Annotated in this window: 15 protein-coding genes; 1 reads left to right on the top strand and 14 read right to left on the bottom strand. The window is 45.6% G+C overall.

Features of this window, described 5'->3' with window-relative positions; translation table 11 throughout:
• Position 1 precedes the first annotated feature (1 nt).
• Positions 2-1,195: an ABC transporter permease gene (locus AC27G9_RS18440; protein WP_487075958.1), complete on the top strand. Its 1,194-nt coding sequence runs from the start codon at positions 2-4 to the stop codon at positions 1,193-1,195.
• 33 nt (positions 1,196-1,228) lie between these two features.
• On the opposite strand, the gene AC27G9_RS18435 is transcribed toward AC27G9_RS18440, so the two are convergent.
• From AC27G9_RS18435 to AC27G9_RS18370, 14 genes are all read right to left on the bottom strand, one after another.
• On the bottom strand, positions 1,229-2,953 hold the full coding sequence (locus AC27G9_RS18435; protein WP_487075957.1) for an SLC13 family permease: 1,725 nt from the start codon (positions 2,951-2,953) through the stop codon (positions 1,229-1,231).
• Between the two features lie 16 nt (positions 2,954-2,969).
• Positions 2,970-4,385 (bottom strand): sulfate adenylyltransferase subunit CysN, encoded by a 1,416-nt coding sequence (cysN, locus tag AC27G9_RS18430; protein ID WP_487075956.1) that lies wholly within the window; start codon positions 4,383-4,385, stop codon positions 2,970-2,972.
• Between the two features lie 3 nt (positions 4,386-4,388).
• On the bottom strand, positions 4,389-5,177 hold the full coding sequence (cysQ, locus tag AC27G9_RS18425) for a 3'(2'),5'-bisphosphate nucleotidase CysQ (protein ID WP_487075955.1): 789 nt from the start codon (positions 5,175-5,177) through the stop codon (positions 4,389-4,391).
• A gap of 1 nt (position 5,178) precedes the next feature.
• The gene (gene cysC, locus AC27G9_RS18420) at positions 5,179-5,775 is read right to left on the bottom strand and encodes an adenylyl-sulfate kinase (protein ID WP_487075954.1); all 597 of its coding nucleotides are present in this window, start codon (positions 5,773-5,775) and stop codon (positions 5,179-5,181) included.
• Positions 5,775-6,689, bottom strand: coding sequence for a sulfate adenylyltransferase subunit CysD (gene cysD, locus AC27G9_RS18415; protein ID WP_487075953.1), 915 nt, complete (start codon positions 6,687-6,689; stop codon positions 5,775-5,777). Before cysD ends, cysC begins: the two co-directional genes overlap by 1 nt.
• A 195-nt stretch (positions 6,690-6,884) precedes the next feature.
• Positions 6,885-8,393 carry a sodium/proline symporter PutP gene (putP, locus tag AC27G9_RS18410; RefSeq protein WP_487075952.1) on the bottom strand — a complete coding sequence of 503 codons (1,509 nt, stop codon included), beginning with the start codon at positions 8,391-8,393 and terminating at the stop codon, positions 6,885-6,887.
• 117 nt (positions 8,394-8,510) lie between these two features.
• Entirely contained in the window at positions 8,511-9,218 is a 708-nt protein-coding gene (locus AC27G9_RS18405) for a DUF3379 family protein (protein WP_487075951.1), read from the bottom strand.
• The gene (locus AC27G9_RS18400) at positions 9,211-9,768 is read right to left on the bottom strand and encodes a sigma-70 family RNA polymerase sigma factor (protein WP_487075950.1); all 558 of its coding nucleotides are present in this window, start codon (positions 9,766-9,768) and stop codon (positions 9,211-9,213) included. Before AC27G9_RS18400 ends, AC27G9_RS18405 begins: the two co-directional genes overlap by 8 nt.
• Before the next feature lie 147 nt (positions 9,769-9,915).
• Positions 9,916-11,754 (bottom strand): DUF885 domain-containing protein, encoded by a 1,839-nt coding sequence (locus tag AC27G9_RS18395; protein ID WP_487075949.1) that lies wholly within the window; start codon positions 11,752-11,754, stop codon positions 9,916-9,918.
• 21 nt (positions 11,755-11,775) lie between these two features.
• Positions 11,776-13,479, bottom strand: coding sequence for a BatD family protein (locus tag AC27G9_RS18390; RefSeq protein WP_487075948.1), 1,704 nt, complete (start codon positions 13,477-13,479; stop codon positions 11,776-11,778).
• The gene (locus AC27G9_RS18385) at positions 13,479-15,362 is read right to left on the bottom strand and encodes a vWA domain-containing protein (RefSeq protein ID WP_487075947.1); all 1,884 of its coding nucleotides are present in this window, start codon (positions 15,360-15,362) and stop codon (positions 13,479-13,481) included. Before AC27G9_RS18385 ends, AC27G9_RS18390 begins: the two co-directional genes overlap by 1 nt.
• A complete protein-coding gene (locus AC27G9_RS18380) occupies positions 15,359-16,369 on the bottom strand; it encodes a vWA domain-containing protein (RefSeq protein WP_487075946.1) in 1,011 nt (336 codons plus the stop codon). Before AC27G9_RS18380 ends, AC27G9_RS18385 begins: the two co-directional genes overlap by 4 nt.
• A complete protein-coding gene (locus AC27G9_RS18375) occupies positions 16,362-16,862 on the bottom strand; it encodes a DUF4381 domain-containing protein (RefSeq protein WP_487075945.1) in 501 nt (166 codons plus the stop codon). The genes AC27G9_RS18380 and AC27G9_RS18375 overlap by 8 nt, the downstream gene beginning before the upstream one ends.
• Positions 16,859-17,818, bottom strand: coding sequence for a DUF58 domain-containing protein (locus AC27G9_RS18370; protein WP_487075944.1), 960 nt, complete (start codon positions 17,816-17,818; stop codon positions 16,859-16,861). The genes AC27G9_RS18375 and AC27G9_RS18370 overlap by 4 nt, the downstream gene beginning before the upstream one ends.

Below are 17,818 nucleotides of genomic sequence, written 5' to 3'. Positions count from 1 at the left end.
CATGTGGTTAGTATTTTTGAAAGAAATTAAAGAGTTGTTGCGAGACAGAAAAACCTTATTTTTTATGGTTGCCCTGCCGATTTTGATATTCCCTTTGATATTTGGCATTGCGATTTTCTTTTCGTCCAAAGCGATTGAAGATGCTCAATCGAAGGTGTTGACCTACGGTGTTGTCGGCGCACAGTACTCTGCTCACTTAGTAGAAAAGCTCGGGAGCACAGAAGAGTTTAAACGTGTCGAACTACCCGAAGGTGTGGATGTTAAACAATGGGTCAAAGATGGCAACGCAGATTTTGTTTTGGCTATTCCAGAAAACTTCACTAATGACCCGCTAAGTGGCGTGCAAGTCTCACTAACGCTTTACCTAAATGATGCTGGTCTTAATATGGTACAAGGTCGTTTGCAAGATATCGTTAATGAACTTGCTAATGCGAACCAAGCCGCTGCCTTTGACACTCTTCAACTCAATAGCAACCAACAACAAGCGTTGTTGAAGCCAATTACCGTTGAGAAGGTGAATGTTGCAGACAACCGTGAAAACTGGGGAGAAAAAGTTGGCGGCTTTATTCCTTATGTTGTCTTTATTCTGTGTTTACAGGGAGCAATGATCCCTGCGACAGATCTCGGTGCAGGAGAAAAAGAGAGGGGCACATTGGAAACCCTACTTATCTCTCCCATTGAACGTTACAAACTGGTTTTGGGTAAGTTTTTTACGATTGCCTTAGCTGGTGTGACATCTGCCATGGTTACCGTCTCTTCTATGGCAATATGGGGACTCATCGTAGGGCAGGGAATGGCGATTAAACTGGTGCTAGAGTTTATGGGCGCTATCAGTGTGCTCGACTTTTTCTTGATGTTCTTAATGCTAGTTCCCGTTGTCGCGATTTTTGCCGCGGTGTTATTGAGTTTATCAATCTATGCTCGCAGTTTTAAAGAAGCGCAGGGTTATATGTCTCCTATTATGATGGTGGTTATCGTCCCGGTAGTGCTTGCTATGTTACCCGGCATTGAATTAAAAGGTGGCTGGGCATGGGTACCGTTGACGAATGTGGCATTGGCGATGAAAGAGATTATTAAGGGGACCATGGACTATGTCGCTTTGTTTGCCATTTTTAGCTCTACAGCGATTATTGCAGGGGCGTTGTTAGCTTTTTGTGTTCACTGGTGTAACAAAGAAAAAGTATTGTTTCGTTAATATAAAAAGCCCTCGCAGTTGCGAGGGCTTTTTTTATAAGTAAATGAAATTGAGAAGTACAAGGACTATCGCGCTGTAGGCTATTGATATCGGTAAGCCAATTTTCAAAAAGTGTTTGTATCGATAGTTTGCCGCATTGTAGACCAGTAAATTGGTTTGATAACCATACGGTGAGATAAAGCTAGCACTAGCTGCAAATGCTACGGCCAGAGCAAAGGGCATTAACGGTGCGCCCAATGCTTGAACAACGCCATAAGCGAAAGGAAACATTAGTGCTGCCGCGGCGTTGTTAGTGACGAATTCAGTTAACAGCAAGGTGGCAACATAGACCACAACCAATGCGACGAACCAGTTGCTTTCGGATAACACCGGTAACATTAATTCTGTAGTTAATTGAATAACACCAGAGCGTTCTAATGCCGTGGCTAAGCTTAGCGCACCGACAATCACTATGATCAAGTTAAGTGGCAGGTTTCTTTTTACTTCGGCATTTGATGTCACTTTTACCGCGACAAGTACAGCAGCAAAAAATAGCAAACCGATGGCTAGTGGCACTATATTGGTCGCCGCTAAGCCGACAACGGTGAGAAACCCTCCAACGGTAATCCACTCTTGTTTTATGGCGAGAGGTCTAGACACTTTTTGTTCAGATACAACAAAGAAGTTTTTTGCTAAGTTGTGCCGGGAATGGAAATCGGCGCCTGTCGCCAAAAGCAAAAAGTCGCCCGCTTGCAGTTTAATTTCACCAAGTTTCCCTGATAACTGCTCGCCATCTCGCCGTATGGCAACGACTGCAGCGTCGAACAATGCTCTAAAGCCGAGAGCCTTGATAGTCTGCCCAATGATTTGCGCGCGATTGGATACGATGACCTCAGTGAGGTTCTCTCGCATCAGGCCATCGGCTTCAGCAAACGTACTCAATCCCTTGATGTGGCTCAAACTATCGATCCTCTGAACATTGCCAGAAAAGATAAGCTTGTCGCTCTGTTCAATGATGAGGTCGGGCCCGACTGGGCTAATGAGTTTTCCATTGCGTATGACCTCCACAAGAAATAACTCAGGTAAATTTCTTAAGTGGTTTTGTTCTACCGTTTTGCCAATTAGTTCAGAGTCGGCCTCGACTTCTGCTTCAAGAAAGTATTCGGTAAAGGCAGCCTGCTTGTTTTTGATATCAGGTAACAATGGCGAAACCAAAAACAACAGAAACCCGCAGCTTAAGCCGGCGATTAAACCAAACAGGGTAAAGTCCCAAAACTTAAACCCAGGGTGCCCTTGCTCCTGTAAGAAGCTATCGACAATCAGGTTAGTAGAGGTACCAATTAAGGTCACAGTGCCGCCCAAAATCGCTGCATATGACAAGGGTATGAGTAACTTTGACGCAGGATGATATTGGTTTTGTTTAACTGGGCCAATTAAACTTGCGACAATTGCCGTGTTGTTGAGAATAGCTGACGAGAAAAACGTCAACGTAAACAGCCGCCAGTATGACGCCTTAAAACTATTGACGACTAGGGTTCGACCTAAGCGTTTAATTAACGCTGTCTTGTCCACTGCACTACTTATGAGTAGCAACAGTATCAGTGTCACTAGCCCTTTATTGGTAAAGTTGTGCAGAATATCGTCGAACATTACCTGCTGAGAAACAAGCAAAACCAGCATTGTCCCTGCAAAGATAGTAGAAGGGCGTTTATTAGAAAAAATAAGCGCCCCGATAGTACTGAACAAAACGCTCAGTACTATCCACTGGTTTAGGTCCATAAAGCCAGCCTATTGTTTATAGCTTAGTAATATCAACCGCGTTCCAGTGAGGGAAATGCTTGCGGACCAAGGCATTGAACTCAAGCTCGAACTCAGAGAATTGAGGCGTGGCGTGTTGTTCATCTGTCGCCAATGCGTCAATGATCATCCCTGCACCTACGGTACCATTTGTTAAGCGATCGATTACGATAAATGCACCTGTTGCTCGGTTTTTATCGTAAGCATCACAGGCTACTGGTTGAGTCAGCTTAATATCGACAACCGCAATTTCGTTCAGGTTCATGTGAACGGAAGGCGTTTGCTCTAAGGTGTTAACGTCGATTTGATAATCGATGTTTGCCACTGTGCCTGTTGTTAGCTTAGTTGCGAATTTAAAGCTGTATTGCTTGTTTGGCATCAATGGTTCTTCTGCCATCCAAACTAGGTGGGTTTTGAACTGGGTAGAAAGCAATGGCTTGTTATCAGACTTAACAATCATGTCGCCACGTGAAATATCAATTTCGTCTTCCAACGTCAATGTCACAGCTTGTGGCGTAAATGCTCGCTCTTGTTCACCTTCGAATGTAACAACAGAAGCCACTTTGGATGTTTTGCCAGAGGGCAGGGCGGTAATTTCATCACCAGGCGCTACCTGACCTGAAACGACAGTACCAGCAAACCCTCTAAAGTCTAAATTAGGGCGGTTTACGTATTGTACTGGGAATCTAAAATCATCATGGTTGTTATCGTTGCCAATTTCAATGGTTTCTAACAAATGCATTAGCGTGTCACCATCGTACCAAGGTGTGTGCTCGCTTTTGTTTACAACGTTATCGCCATCGAGTGCCGAGATTGGTACAAATTGAATATCTGGGATATTCAAAGCCTTAGAAAATTCAATGAAGTCGGCCTTAATTTCATTGTAAACCTCTTCACTGAAACCCATTAAGTCCATTTTATTGACGGCGACAATTACGTGCTTGATGCCAAGCAACGAGGCCAAGAAAGAGTGGCGTTTTGTCTGTGTTTTGACTCCAGCTCGGGCGTCGACCATTAATATCGCAAGGTCACAGGTTGATGCACCAGTTACCATGTTACGAGTATATTGCTCGTGCCCCGGTGTATCAGCGATAATAAACTTGCGCTTATCCGTAGAGAAGTAACGGTAGGCAACGTCTATCGTAATACCTTGCTCGCGTTCTGACTGCAATCCATCAACCAATAGAGCTAGGTCGACTTTATCGCCCGTTGTACCGACTTTTTTACTGTCTTTGGTAATCGCAGCAAGTTGGTCTTCATAGATCATTTTTGAATCGTGTAGTAACCGACCAATGAGAGTACTTTTACCATCATCAACGCTTCCGCAAGTCAAAAAACGGAGCAAATCTTTTTGTTCGTGTTGTTCTAAATACGCAAGAATGTCTTCTTGTAGTAATTCGTTTTCAATTATCATGGCTTAAGCGCTCACAAGAAAAAATGGGTTTAAAACAGAATCTTTTTGGTTATACGTCAGGTCGGCTGCATCTTTGGCTAATGGATTTTCTGCGTCTAGAACCGTTACCTTGGCACCGGCTGCAATCGCTACAGCGTGGGCCGCACCAGTGTCCCACTCAGAAGTGGGGCCTAACCTTGGGTAGAGGTGGGCTTCACCTTCAGCGACGAGACATAGCTTTAACGAGCTGCCCATTGCAACAAGCTCGGTATCACCTTCAAGCTGTGCTAATAGGTTTTGTATTTCAGGACTTTGATGAGAGCGGCTACCTACAACGCGCCAAACGTCACCAGGTTGATGTACTTTTGCCGCGATAGGTGCTAAATCACCCGCCGTGCCGGCCCAAGCGCCTTCACCTTCAATACCAATATATGTTTTATCCAAAACGGGGGCGTAAACGACGCCCATCACAGGTCTGCCATTATCGATCAACGCGATGTTCACCGTAAATTCGCCGTTTTTCTTGATGAACTCTTTGGTGCCGTCCAATGGGTCTACCAGCCAATAGCTGGACCAAGATTGACGCTCTTCCCATGGGATATCCGCCGATTCTTCAGAGAGAATAGGCAAGTCAGATACTTTTTCTAGTTCACCAACAATCACCTTATGTGCAGCGAGGTCGGCTTCTGTCAAAGGGCTTGTATCTTGTTTCTCATAGATAGCGAAATCCTTTTGGTATATCTCTAGGATCTTGTCTCCAGCTTGCTTCGCAATCGCGAGCACGTCGCTCGCTAATGGATGAGTAAATGTCATATTAGATAAATCCCTTTTGTACCAGCATTTCGAACAAGCGTTCTGCTGTCGCTTCCGCACTTTCTTCCACATAGTTGAGGTGGATTTCTGGTGTACTTGGCGCTTCGTAAGTCGAATCTATGCCTGTGAAATCTTTGATTTCTCCGGCTCTTGCTTTCTTATATAGACCCTTAGGATCTCGCGACTCGCATACGGCTAGTGGCGTATCGACAAACACTTCAACGAATTCACTGTCGCCAAGCAAATTACGGCAAAAATCGCGGTCTGCTTGAAATGGTGAAATGAATGCCGTCAATACGATAGAGCCTGAGTCGACAAACAGCTTTGCGACTTCACTGATTCGGCGAATATTTTCCACGCGATCTTTGTCGCTGAACCCCAAATCTCCGCATAGTCCGTGACGAATATTGTCACCATCTAGGAGGTAGGTGTGCTTATTTTGTTCGAACAGCTTTTTCTCAAGCAGGTTGGCAAGTGTCGACTTACCTGACCCACTTAAGCCAGTTAACCAGAGTACTAATGGTTTCTGGGACAACTTTGCTGCTCTAGAGGCTTTGTTAACCTCATGTTTGTGCCAAACAACGTTGTCGGTCGCCATTAGAAATAACCTTCCATTTTCTTTTTCTCCATCGAACCCGCACTGTCGTGGTCGATAACTCGGCCTTGTCGCTCAGATGTCGTGGTAAGTAGCATTTCTTGGATAACCTCGGGCAATGTACTGGCTTCAGATTCCACCGCACCTGTTAATGGGTAACAGCCTAGTGTTCTGAAACGAACAGAACGCATTTCAGGCTTCTCGCCTTCTTCCAATGGCATGCGGTCGTCGTCCACCATGATCAAAACGCCATCGCGTTCAACGACGGGGCGAGGCTTGGACAAGTAAAGTGATGGGATCTCGATGTTTTCAAGATAAATATATTGCCAAATGTCCAATTCCGTCCAGTTTGACATTGGGAAAACTCGAATGCTCTCACCTTTATCAATTTGTGAATTGTATATGTTCCAAAGTTCAGGTCGTTGATTTTTTGGGTCCCATCTGTGGTTGCTGTCTCTGAACGAGTACACGCGCTCTTTTGCTCGTGACTTTTCTTCATCTCGACGAGCTCCACCGAAGGCTGCATCAAACTTATACTTGTTGAGTGCTTGCTTGAGAGAGGCCGTTTTCATGATATCAGTGTGCTTTGCACTGCCATGAGAAAATGGCCCAACGCCCTGTTCAACGCCTTCTTGGTTAATATGCACCAGCAAATCAAAGTCGTGTTTTTTCGCTTGCTCGTCCCTAAATTTGATCATCTCTTGGAATTTCCATGTGGTATCCACATGCAAAAGAGGGAAGGGGATTTTACCCGGTGCAAAGGCTTTGCGCGCCAAATGTAATAGCACCGAAGAATCTTTACCGACAGAGTACAACATCACAGGGTTGTCAAACTCCGCAGCCACTTCGCGAAAAATGTGAATACTTTCAGCTTCAAGCTGCTTTAAGTGGGTTATAGACGGTATAGATAGAGTCATTTTCCAGTCCGCTTGTTTAGTTAATATATGAAACTATTATATGTATAGAACCTTAACATATTTGTATGGTGTCTATGTATGCTATTTCGCTATTTTAAATAGCGTTTTAGAACACTTTAATTGTGAGCTGGCCGACACTACACGAGAGTGAGTAGTGTCGCAGCACCAATTATCAATAGTAGTCGCTGCCGGCCGTTAATTCAGACTTTTTAATGCAGTGCGATATTGATCAAACTTTTTCGTAATGTGCTCAGGTGGCGATATCAAACTATTACATACCATGATAGCGAGACTAGAAGCGATGAAACCGGGAACGATCTCGTAAATAAACCCGCTAAGAGATTGCCCGTAAATCGTGATAGGCAGGTAAATCCAGAGGAGTACGGTTGCCGCGCCGGTTACCATACCCACGAGAGCGGAAGTCGCAGTCATTTTGCGGCTTAATAAGCTAAATATGACCAGCGGTCCAAACGCAGCACCAAACCCAGCCCAGGCGTTGCTGACCAAGGACAGTATTGTTGACTCTCTGTCATAGGCTAGTGCAATAGCAATTGCAGCAACAAGCGCAACAGAAGCTCGCCCAACAATTAACGATTCTTTCTCAGACGCGTGTTTGCGTAAAAATATTTGATAGAAGTCTTTAGTCAGAGAGCTTGACGTTACGAGCAATTGAGAGGAAATCGTACTCATAATTGCCGCTAGTATGGCCGCGAGTAGGAAGCCAGCAATTAACGGCGAAAGTAGAACTTGTGACAGATAGATAAAAATAGTCTCGGGATCGAGTGTGATGACGTTTTTGCTAGCGTAAGCGGCACCGAATAGTCCCGTAGCAAGTGCCCCCAGCATTGATAATATCATCCAAGACATACCTATTCTGCGGGCGACAGGAACGTGAGAAGCACTTTTTATCGCCATAAATCTGACGATGATGTGGGGTTGACCGAAGTATCCCAGTCCCCAAGCCATTAGTGAGATAATCGCTATAATAGATAAGGCTTCACCAGTATTCGCATCAATCCATAGAGAGAACATGTGAGGCGAAATTTGAGTCAATTCAGATGAAATCGGGGCAAAACCACCCAAATCAAAAAAGACAACGATAGGAACAAGTATCAATGCAATAAACATCAATATGCCTTGTACGAAATCGGTCAGGCTAACCGCCATAAAGCCGCCAATTAGCGTGTAGGCAACGACGACAAGCGCTGTGATGTAGAGGCCCGTTTCGTAAGTCATGCCAAATGCCGATTCGAAAAGCTTACCTCCAGCAACGACACCTGATGACGTGTAAAGCGTAAAGAAAATGACGATGACTAGCGATGCGATGATACGCAGCAAACGGGTTTTATCGGCAAAACGGTTTTCAAAATAATCGGGCAACGTAATCGAATCATTTGCCAATTCTGTGTAGATACGCAATCGCGGAGCGACAATGAGATAGTTGCACCATGCCCCTATAATAAGCCCTATACCTATCCATGATGCCGACATGCCAGACACAAACATCGCCCCGGGTAAGCCCATGAGCAACCATCCACTCATATCAGACGCACCAGCAGACAAGGCTGCGACCGCTGGACTAAGTTGACGCCCTCCGAGCATATAGCCCGATGTACTTTTTTCTGATTCTTTGTAGGCATATAGGCCAATCGCTAACATTGCCATGAAATAGACTGCTAAGGCAATGAGGGTTCCCGTCGTCATACGTATTCCTTTTTTATTTTTTCTTTATGCTAACAGGAATAGTGGGGCGATGTCCCCGTATTTGCGGGGCTGCAGATACAAAAAAAGCCCCGTATAGGGGCTTTTTCGTTGTTTCGATTACGCTGAGAACTGAATACTGTTGCGCAATTTTTCTTTAAACGCACTGATGTCTGTATTCTTGTCCCCAACAACCATCATATTGGCATGTTTGAACTGGTACCCTTGGCCTTCGTAGGCGTCATTACCAAAACTACTCGGGACAGTTGCATCGTCCGAGTGAGGTACGACGAATACTGATACTGGGCCATTCTCACTGTTCAAAATCATGTGCAATGAACGGATTTTGTCGAGGTGACAGTAATTAGCCACTTCAATCGGACCGATATCAGAGGCCAAATGTGCACCGTATTCTTCCAACCTTTGATTGACTTGCGCCAATGTCAATGGCGTGGTTGAAAACCCTAGCTCGTCACTCGCATGATGCATGTGCGCCAAGGCTTCATTACCCAAACTGATGACTTGGTTTTGCTGCGTTAACGTAAAACTCAGGCCGAACACAAAAGCTACAGTGGCAGCCATCGCTACGTACCAGCGAGTTCTTTGTTTTTCTCTCACATGCTCAGTCATCGATTGTTGCCAAATGAGTTTATTGGCTAAATCCTCAGGTACAGGAACGTCCATTGCTTGGCGCAATTGGCTGTTCATCATTCGCATGTCATTTAAAAATGATAATTTAGTGGCATCTTCTTTAGCTGCTTCCAACACCGCAACATCAGTCGTGTCTGGATCAGCGTATACGCGACGCCTAAATTCTAATTCATCCACTATTACGACCTCTCAAACTACTTTCACTATCTAGCGCATCCTTCAACTGATTTCTGGCGCGGAATAATCTCGTCATCACGGTGTTTTTATTCAACCCAAGCTGTTGGGCGATTTCTTCACCACTAAAGCCAAACATAATTTGTAGCATTAGCGGCTCGCGATACTCTTCTGATAATCCTGCCATGAGGTTGCGCAGTTCTCTATGTTCGAGCGCATTGTCTTGACTTGCGTGGTCATCTGCCACCGAGACATCATCAATGTCGACAAGGTCAAATTGCTTGCGTTCAAACCGACGTGCGTTTTCCCGACGCAAAATGGTAATTAACCAAGATTTTGCTGCTTTCTCGTCTTTCAGTGAGTCGAGCGAGCGCCAGGCGCGCAAGAAAGTCTCCTGAACGATATCTTCAGCAACGGCTTTATCTTTGACTAACCAGTATGCATACCGATAAATATCGGCATGAAATGCTCTGACTAGTGCTTCATAGCGTTTTTGTTTTTCCATCATGTCCGATAAGACCTGCCTATCGTCATTTTTATTACGGCCAAACATAGATTTTTTACAATTTTTGTCGTGCTTGCCAGAGGGACAGTGTACAACAAATATGAAATCGATTGGAGAAGAATGAGAAAAGTGTTTTATAACATGGGGTTGAGTTTAATACGTCGCCGGCGATAGGCACCGGCGACGAGCACAATATTATTGTTGTGAAGCAATCCACTTATCAATTTTTTGTTCTAATACCGACAATGGAACAGGGCCATCTTTTAGTATTTCGTCGTGGAATCCTGCAAAAGAGAACTTTTCACCAAGCGTTGTTTGCGCCTTGTCTCTCAATTCCATGATTTTGAGTTTACCGATCATATATGCTGTTGCTTGCCCAGGCATTGCAATATAACGCTCAATCGCCTTTACAGCATCGTATTCAGGATTTGGCGTATTATCAATGAGATATTGAATGGCTTCTTCGCGGCTCCATTTTTTTGCATGAATGCCTGTGTCGACAACCAATCGACAAGCACGCCATAACTCCATCGCTAAACGACCAAAGTCAGAATAAGGGTCGGCGTAAAAGCCCATGTCTTTACCCAGTTCTTCCGTATAGAGCCCCCAGCCTTCGGTATAAGCGGTGAAACTCAGGAATTTCTGGAACTGGGGAATGCCTTCCAATTCTTGTGCAATAGCACGTTGCATATGGTGACCCGGGATACCTTCGTGATACGCCAATGCTTCCATTTGGTAGGTTGGCATCGCTTTCATGTCGTACAAATTCGCGTAGTAAATACCTGGGCGACTGCCGTCTTGCGCCGGGCTTTGGTAGAAAGCTTTGCCTGCGGCTTTTTCCCGAAACGCTTCCACACGCTTGACTATCATCGGTGCCTTGGGTTTCAAGCCAAAGTATTCTGGCAGTGCAGCTTCCATCGTATCAATGAGTGCTTTTGCTTCCGTCATATAGCGTTGACGGCCCTCGTCAGTATCGGGGTAATAGAATTGTTCATCGTTTCTCATGAATTCGAAGAATTCATTGAGTGTGCCTTCGAAGCCAACTTGTTTCATAATGTCACGCATCGCATTGTGAATGCGTTCGACATTCTCCAAGCCGATTTGGTGTACTTGATCTGCAGTCAGGTCAGTTGTGGTAAACCAATTTAGTCGGTTTTGATACCATTCTTTGCCGTTAGGTAAACGCCATACACCGTCGCCCTCTGGTGTTAGCTCACTTTGGTGTTCTAATTCAGCAATCAGATTTTCGTAGGCAGGCTTTACATCGTCAATTAACGCTTTGTTAGCTTGCGCGATCAGGTCATCTTTTGCTTCTTGCGATAAGTCTAATTTAGATACTTTATTCTTGATGTCGTTGAGAATAGTTGAGTCGTTGTCGCTATCGTCGAAAGGGGCGCCTGCGATAACATTTTTCGACGATTGAATCATTTGATCATAAGACCATTTCGGCGGGAAAACGCCCATTTTTTCCCGCAGTTTCATTTGCTCGATAACCTGAGCAAACATTTCGTCTACTAGCGAGAGTCTCGAAATATAGTCTTTTGCATCCTGTTCACTGCCCACTCGGTGAATGTTGATCAAAAAGCTAGGGACTAAAGTGTGCGCCGCTCTGAATTGGTGTACGACATAGGTGTGGTGACGAAATTCATCGTTTGCCAAATCGCGCTCAATACCCAGTTTAAATAGTGCCAAGCTTAACTGTTCTTGATCACTCAATTGGCTCGTATCAAATCCTTGAGCTTGTTCAAGTCTTGTTTTGATAGTAGCGATGTTGGCATCAACGTTGGCCTCAGATAAATCATTCCATTTATCGTAATCCCATTTAATGCCCAAATAGCTCTGATACAAGGGAGAGCGTTTGAGGTCATTTTCAAACTCTGTAGCGAAGAAAGCCGCAAGCCTTTCCGATTCTGATTGCGTGGCAACCTCTTCTTTTTCAACTTGTGCTGTGGGTGCTTCCGTCGTCGGTGAACAACCAAACATTGTCGCTATTGCGAGCGACAAAGATGCTGCTTTGAATGTGTGTTTTAACATGTCATCCCCGTATTATTTCTATTATTTAGTGGTTGGGTAAAGTGGACTCAAACCTTGTTTATGCGATTTTTTTTCCGACAAGTAGTGCTGTCGAAAAGCAGCTATCTGCTCGATAAACTTTTGGTTTTGCCATTGCGATTCGTTTCTGCCGTAGCGCGATGCTACGAGGTCTTCTACGGCACCTGCCAGTTTTTGGGTTTGTTGAAACTGACCCAGCTGTTGGCCGGGGCTGATTTGCAATCCCAATCCTGCGCTCAGCCACTCGTAAACTAACCTATAAGCATCGTCTGAGCGCTTTGCTTTTGCTGCCGACATTAATGCTTTGTACAACTGTGCTTCGTTTGGATTATTTTGCGATGGCGAGACAACCAAGGTTTTGTCATCGATGACGGGACGACGTAAAAAGAGCCAGGTAATAAACCAACCCAGTGTCGATACGATACTGACGATAATGAGCAAGATTCCCATGGTAGTAGACCAAATAGGTTTATCTATCAGTATTTCCTGAGTCTGGGTAGCGTCCAGTGGTGTTGCCTGTGGTTGAATTGCTGACGGTAATGCCGTTGAGCCTTGTTCTGTCACTGTGGCAGGCATAACGTCAATTTGACGTGCAGGAATCGTGGCAAATTCAGTCTTTTTTGTTTTCACATTAAACCAAGGCACAGTTACCTCGGGCAGTATGGTTTTACCTACTTTTGTTGGTATCACGGCAATAGATTCTGTGCGTTGAGAAATTAACTTTTTGTCTCGCTCTACGGTCGCAGTACTCGCCTGATCCGGGTAGGTTTTAAAGTCGGGCGGATAAAACTGTTCAATTTCAGGTATTTGCTCTTCTACCAAACCGGCAGCGGTGAGTACTAATGTCCGCGTAACAGGTTCTCCCACGACAAAGGTATCGCTTTGCCATTCTTCGGTAAGGTCGACAAACTCACTGGGCAACCAAGGGTAGTCTATGTCACTTGGGATCGGTAATACGGTGACGTCAATATCTGGTCCCACTCGATTGATCGGCGTTGTGCGATTGAACATACCGAAGCGCGTACTGGTATTCGGCGCGAGCACCTCTCCCGAAAAGATCGGCCCACGTATGGTCAAATCGCCAGATTGTTGCGGAATAATGGCAAACGTTCGCTCAATAATTTGATAGCGCTTACCATTTTGAATATCTGTATATTGCTTGTCTTCGCCAATTTGTTGAATTTGAGATTGAATAAGTGTTGGCGGTTGCAAACTGCCACGTTCAATTCCGGTGGCTAAGTACAGTTTTACAGTGTACTGCAATTGTTGCTGTAGATAGATCTCTGTACTGTTGACCTCGGTGGTTATAAAGAAATCCCTTGCCGGTTGGTTCTGACCCGTGGGGACGGGGATGACCTCTATAAAAATCGGCTGCGAAGACACACCTTCGATGGTGAAGGCGGGAATGGTGAATTTGCCTGTTTTACGAGGAAACAGAGTGGTTGTCCACGTCGTTGATTGTTCAGATTGAAAATTGATGATCTGAGTTTTACTGCTTACCGACGTGCGACCCACAACAAAGTCTGACAGTAATACGCTGCTGTCAAATGCTTCTCGCTCGGCGTCACCCTTAGCAACGACCGTTAATGTAATGGCTTCATCTAACATCACTGGGTTTCGGTCAACAATCGCATCCACAGACTCGATATCCGCAAACGCGCTCAATGAGAGTGTCAATAGTAAGACGGCAGAAAAAAGTTTTCCCATTACCATTCACTCCTTTTCGAAGCGGGGAGCCTTTCTCGACGTCGTTTTTGTGCTTCGAGTTGCATCTTGCGCTTGAGTAAAAATGCGGGATCGTCAGGGATTCGACGCATAAGATTTTCCAGCCTCTGTTGTTGCTCTTTTTGTTCGTCTGTCATTTCGGACTCACTAACGGCTGCAGCCTGTTGTGATTCCTCCTCACTTTTTTGACCTTCGCCATCTTGTTGTTGGCGATCGCCTTGTTCCTCTTGTGCAGGAGCTTGCTCTTGTTGTTGACCTTGTTGCTGAGAATCTTGTTCTGATTGTTCGCCAGACTGTTGGCTTTGATCGCCTTGTTGCGCGTCTTGATTCTCACTCTCAGAGGGGTCGCCCCGTTGATCTTGCTGTTCACTATCCCCTTGTTCCGACGAATCAGAGTTTTGCTCTCCCTGTTCGTTTTGCTCTGAAGAATCTTGCTCTTGCTTGTCTTGTTCCTGTTCTTGCTGCTCTTTTAGCTGTTCCAATAACGCTTTGTTGTGCAACGCATCTTGATTGTCTGGTTCGATGGCGAGCAAGTCGTCCAAAGTCGAGATAGCGTCGTCCAACTCGCCGAGTTGCGCTAAGGCGTTTGATTGATTAAACAAGCCTGTGGGTGAGGGATCTTTCGCAAACTCACGTAACGCCCCTTGATAGTCACCGGCTTTGTAAAGTGCTGAGCCTTTCCAGTTGGAATCATTAAAATGTGCAGCGGCGTCTTCAAAGTTCTCATTGACGTAACTTTCTAAGCCTCGCTGATTGGCATTTTGAAATGGTCGTTTCCACCAAGGCGACGACGTTGATGATACTGAGTCTTGTGCATAAACTATATCTGGCATAGCGATACCGATTGAGAGCGTGCACAACACAATAAGGACGCCTCGACGAAACGCATACATGGCGAATGGCAAAACCAAAAGAACCAGCCATGGACCTTGTTCTTGCCATTGATCTCCGGCGTTCTCGGTATCATTAGCTTCGGCGTTTTGTTGAGTTTCTAATGTTGATAGCGTACTCAAATAATTGATGTCCGATTCATCTGGGGTCATCTCCGCAAATCGTCCTTGTCCGGCCTTAGCAAGTGCTTTCAGCGAAGCTGAATCCACTTTTGGGATAACGATAGCACCGGTTCTGGATTTAAGCAGTTCGCCATTGAGTTGTTTAATTGGCGCACCAGCTTGTGTACCCACTGCCAGTACATTTAACGTGTACGGTGATTCGGATACAAACTTTCTCACTTCGGCGACGTCAGACAGTTCAATACCGTCTGTAATCCAATAGATAAAACCGTCTTTGTAACCGGCGTTTTTAAGCAATTCGCTTGCCGCTTCAATTCCCGTAATCGGCGCACTACCACTAGTGGGCATAATTTCTGGACTGAGGCTTGGCACTAAAGTGGCAATGTTATTGGCATCAGTGGTGAGAGGCGAAATAACAAACGCATCGCCAGCATAAGCGACGAGTCCTAGTTCACCTTCATTGATACTGTTGACGAGATCAATTGCCTTATATTTTGCACGAGTCAATCGGTCAGGAGATACATCTGTCGCCCGCATTGACATCGACATATCCAGTACTAGAACGTGACCGGTCTGTAATTGATAAACGGGTTGCGGCAACCGTTCCCATGTTGGCCCTGCCATCCCTGCGATTAAGATTATCCAGCCTATCAGCAAAACATTTAGCGAACGATGATTTATTTTAGTTGAATGTTGCCCCAACATTCTTTGGTACAAATGTTGAGAGATGACACCGTGCCAGCCAGATTGGTATTTTGCGATGAATCTCGACAGCGCCCAAATTAGCATCGCCGGTATGACGGCGTAAAACCATTCTGGACGAATAAAGTGAAATGCTTGCCAGTCAATCATGCTTTAGCAACCTTAGTACTGATACGAGATAACCCGTGTCGCAGCAATGACAGCACAAATGGAAGTGCAGAAAGTAATAATGCCAACGCTAGAGGAAAATAAAACAGGGCCGTCAAAGGGCGCATTTTTCGGCTCTCTCCAGCAATGGGCTCTAATTCGTCTAGCGTGGCGTAGATTGCCTCTAATTCGTTCACATCTCTCGCTCTAAAATACTGACCGCCTGTCGATTGTGCGATATCTGACAACATGTCTTCATCAAGTTCTTGAGAGGGGTTGACTTGGCGAGTCCCGAAAAATTGTCTCACCATCATGGAATCAGCGCCAACGCCAATGGTATAGACTTTCGTGCCACTATTTATCGCCAACTCTTTGGCTTGTTCTGGTGTGATATTGCCCGCGGTATTTTGGCCGTCAGTCAATAAAATCAAAACCTTGTTGGTTTGATCTTTTTGTTCAAAGCGCTTTACTGCTAGGCCAATAGCGTCACCAATAGCCGTTTGTTCACCCACTAAGCCAATCAAGGACTCCGATAAAAGGGTCGACACGGTTTCGCGATCGTAGGTCAATGGCGCCTGCAGATAAGCGGTATCGGCAAACAAAATAAGACCGAGCCTGTCGCCCACTCGACGTTGTATAAAGTCGTAGAGTACAGACTTTATCATTGTCAGACGGTTCACTTGGCGGCCGCGGATTTCCATATCTTCGATTTTCATACTGCCTGAAAGGTCCACGGCGAGCATAAGCTCCCTGCCTTCAGACGGAATACTGATGGGTTCACCTAGCCACTGAGGACGAGCTGCAGATAAGACTAATAAAGTCCAAATTAGGCTAGCAAGTACTAACTTAGCTTTGGGTTTTTTCAAGGTGTTACCCGAATTCGTCATTGCTGTAGGCAAATGTGGCACTTGTAAGGCAACGTCTTGTTGCCTCTGTTTCGCCGGCAAAAGCCTCATTAATAATGGCGCAGGAAGTGCAAACAACGCCCACCACCACGCAAACTCAAACATGCGATACCTCCACTTGTGGATAGACGCATTTCAGATCGGCGTGTTTTAGCCATCTGAGCGCTGCATCACGCCACGCTATGCAACTGGCTTCTGAAGGCGTGTCGGCTTTGAATCGCGCTGATTGCAGTTCACTTAAAGGGGGCTCCAAGTCTACCTTATGTTGAGAATTTGGCAGTTGTGCGAGCAAAAAGTTAACCCATTGTGCACCGTGCAGGGAGGCACTGTGTTGAGGATCAAAATACGCAAGGGTCACTCGTTTTAAAATTCCGTTTATTTGTTGGGCACAGGTTGCATCGCTGACATCCAGCTCGTTGAGTGAAGCAATAGCTTGGCGTTTGGTATGGTTGAATCGATATCGTTTCCAACAATACACACCCGCAACGATCATTAGCATAACCACGACACCGATGAGTACCCACCATCCCCAGGAGAGTGGCCACCAATCAACGGTGCTTGCTGTCTTTATGTCTTTGAGTTGGTCTAATGGGTTCATTGTATTAGACCTCTTGACGCTTCCAACTGTGTTTTAATCCCTTGACCAGCAGACACATAAGTAAAACTTGCTCTGTTTTTCGTGAGCGAGATTTCAATGTCTTGATACATCCGTGATTGGCGCTTGTGGTACTGATTGGCTTGATGTTTATCTCCCAGTATCCAAGTTTGTTTCTCATTGCCATCGGTGACAGTCACCGGTTGGATGACAGGTGAGTCGGGCAGGCTCAACTCAAGGGGGTCGGCAATGATATGGCCGTGTACTTCACAGTGTTTTGAAAGACTGGATAGGTGTTGCTGTGATGCGCTATCCATTTTTTGAAAATCCGAAATAATGTATATGAGGCTCCCCGGTTTGGCTAAACGACGCAGACGGCCTAACGCCTGTGAAAAAGCGTTGGCATCGTTGGCTTTTGGAGCTTGTGCATTGCCGTGAAGAGCCGTGAGTTCGTGGCAAATGTTGAGTACGGCTTTTTTCGTCGCGAGGGGCTTTCTTTCGACGTGTTGCCCATCGTTAAAGATAAGCGCACCTACCTTGTCTCCACGTTTGATTGCAGACCAAGCGGTGAGTGCTGCCAAGTGGGCGGCTTGTACGCTTTTAAGTAAAAGCTGCGTACCAAAATGCATGCTGTGGCTCAGATCGCAAAGAATAAAAACTGGACGTTCGCGCTCTTCTCGGTACACCTTGGTGTGCGTCTTTCCCGTTCTGGCCGTCACTCGCCAATCAATCGCACGAATATCATCTCCAGGTTGGTAATGACGAGCCTCGTCAAATTCCATCCCCCGGCCTTTGTGCTTGGTAATATAGGTGCCTGCCAATCTCGCTTGGGGGGCGCTTTTGGGCGCAAGGTCCAACAGTTTGGTTTGCGCCTGATAGTTGACCAACTCGCGAAGCTGCAAGGTGACGCCGTCACTTTGCAGTTGGGCTAATTGTTTATTGAAATCAGAAACAGCCAT

It is taken from the genome of Alteromonas sp. 5NS40-0096 (assembly GCF_057544385.1).
Note: the sequence above shows the minus strand (reverse complement) of the source record. Positions and strands in the feature narration are given on the sequence as shown.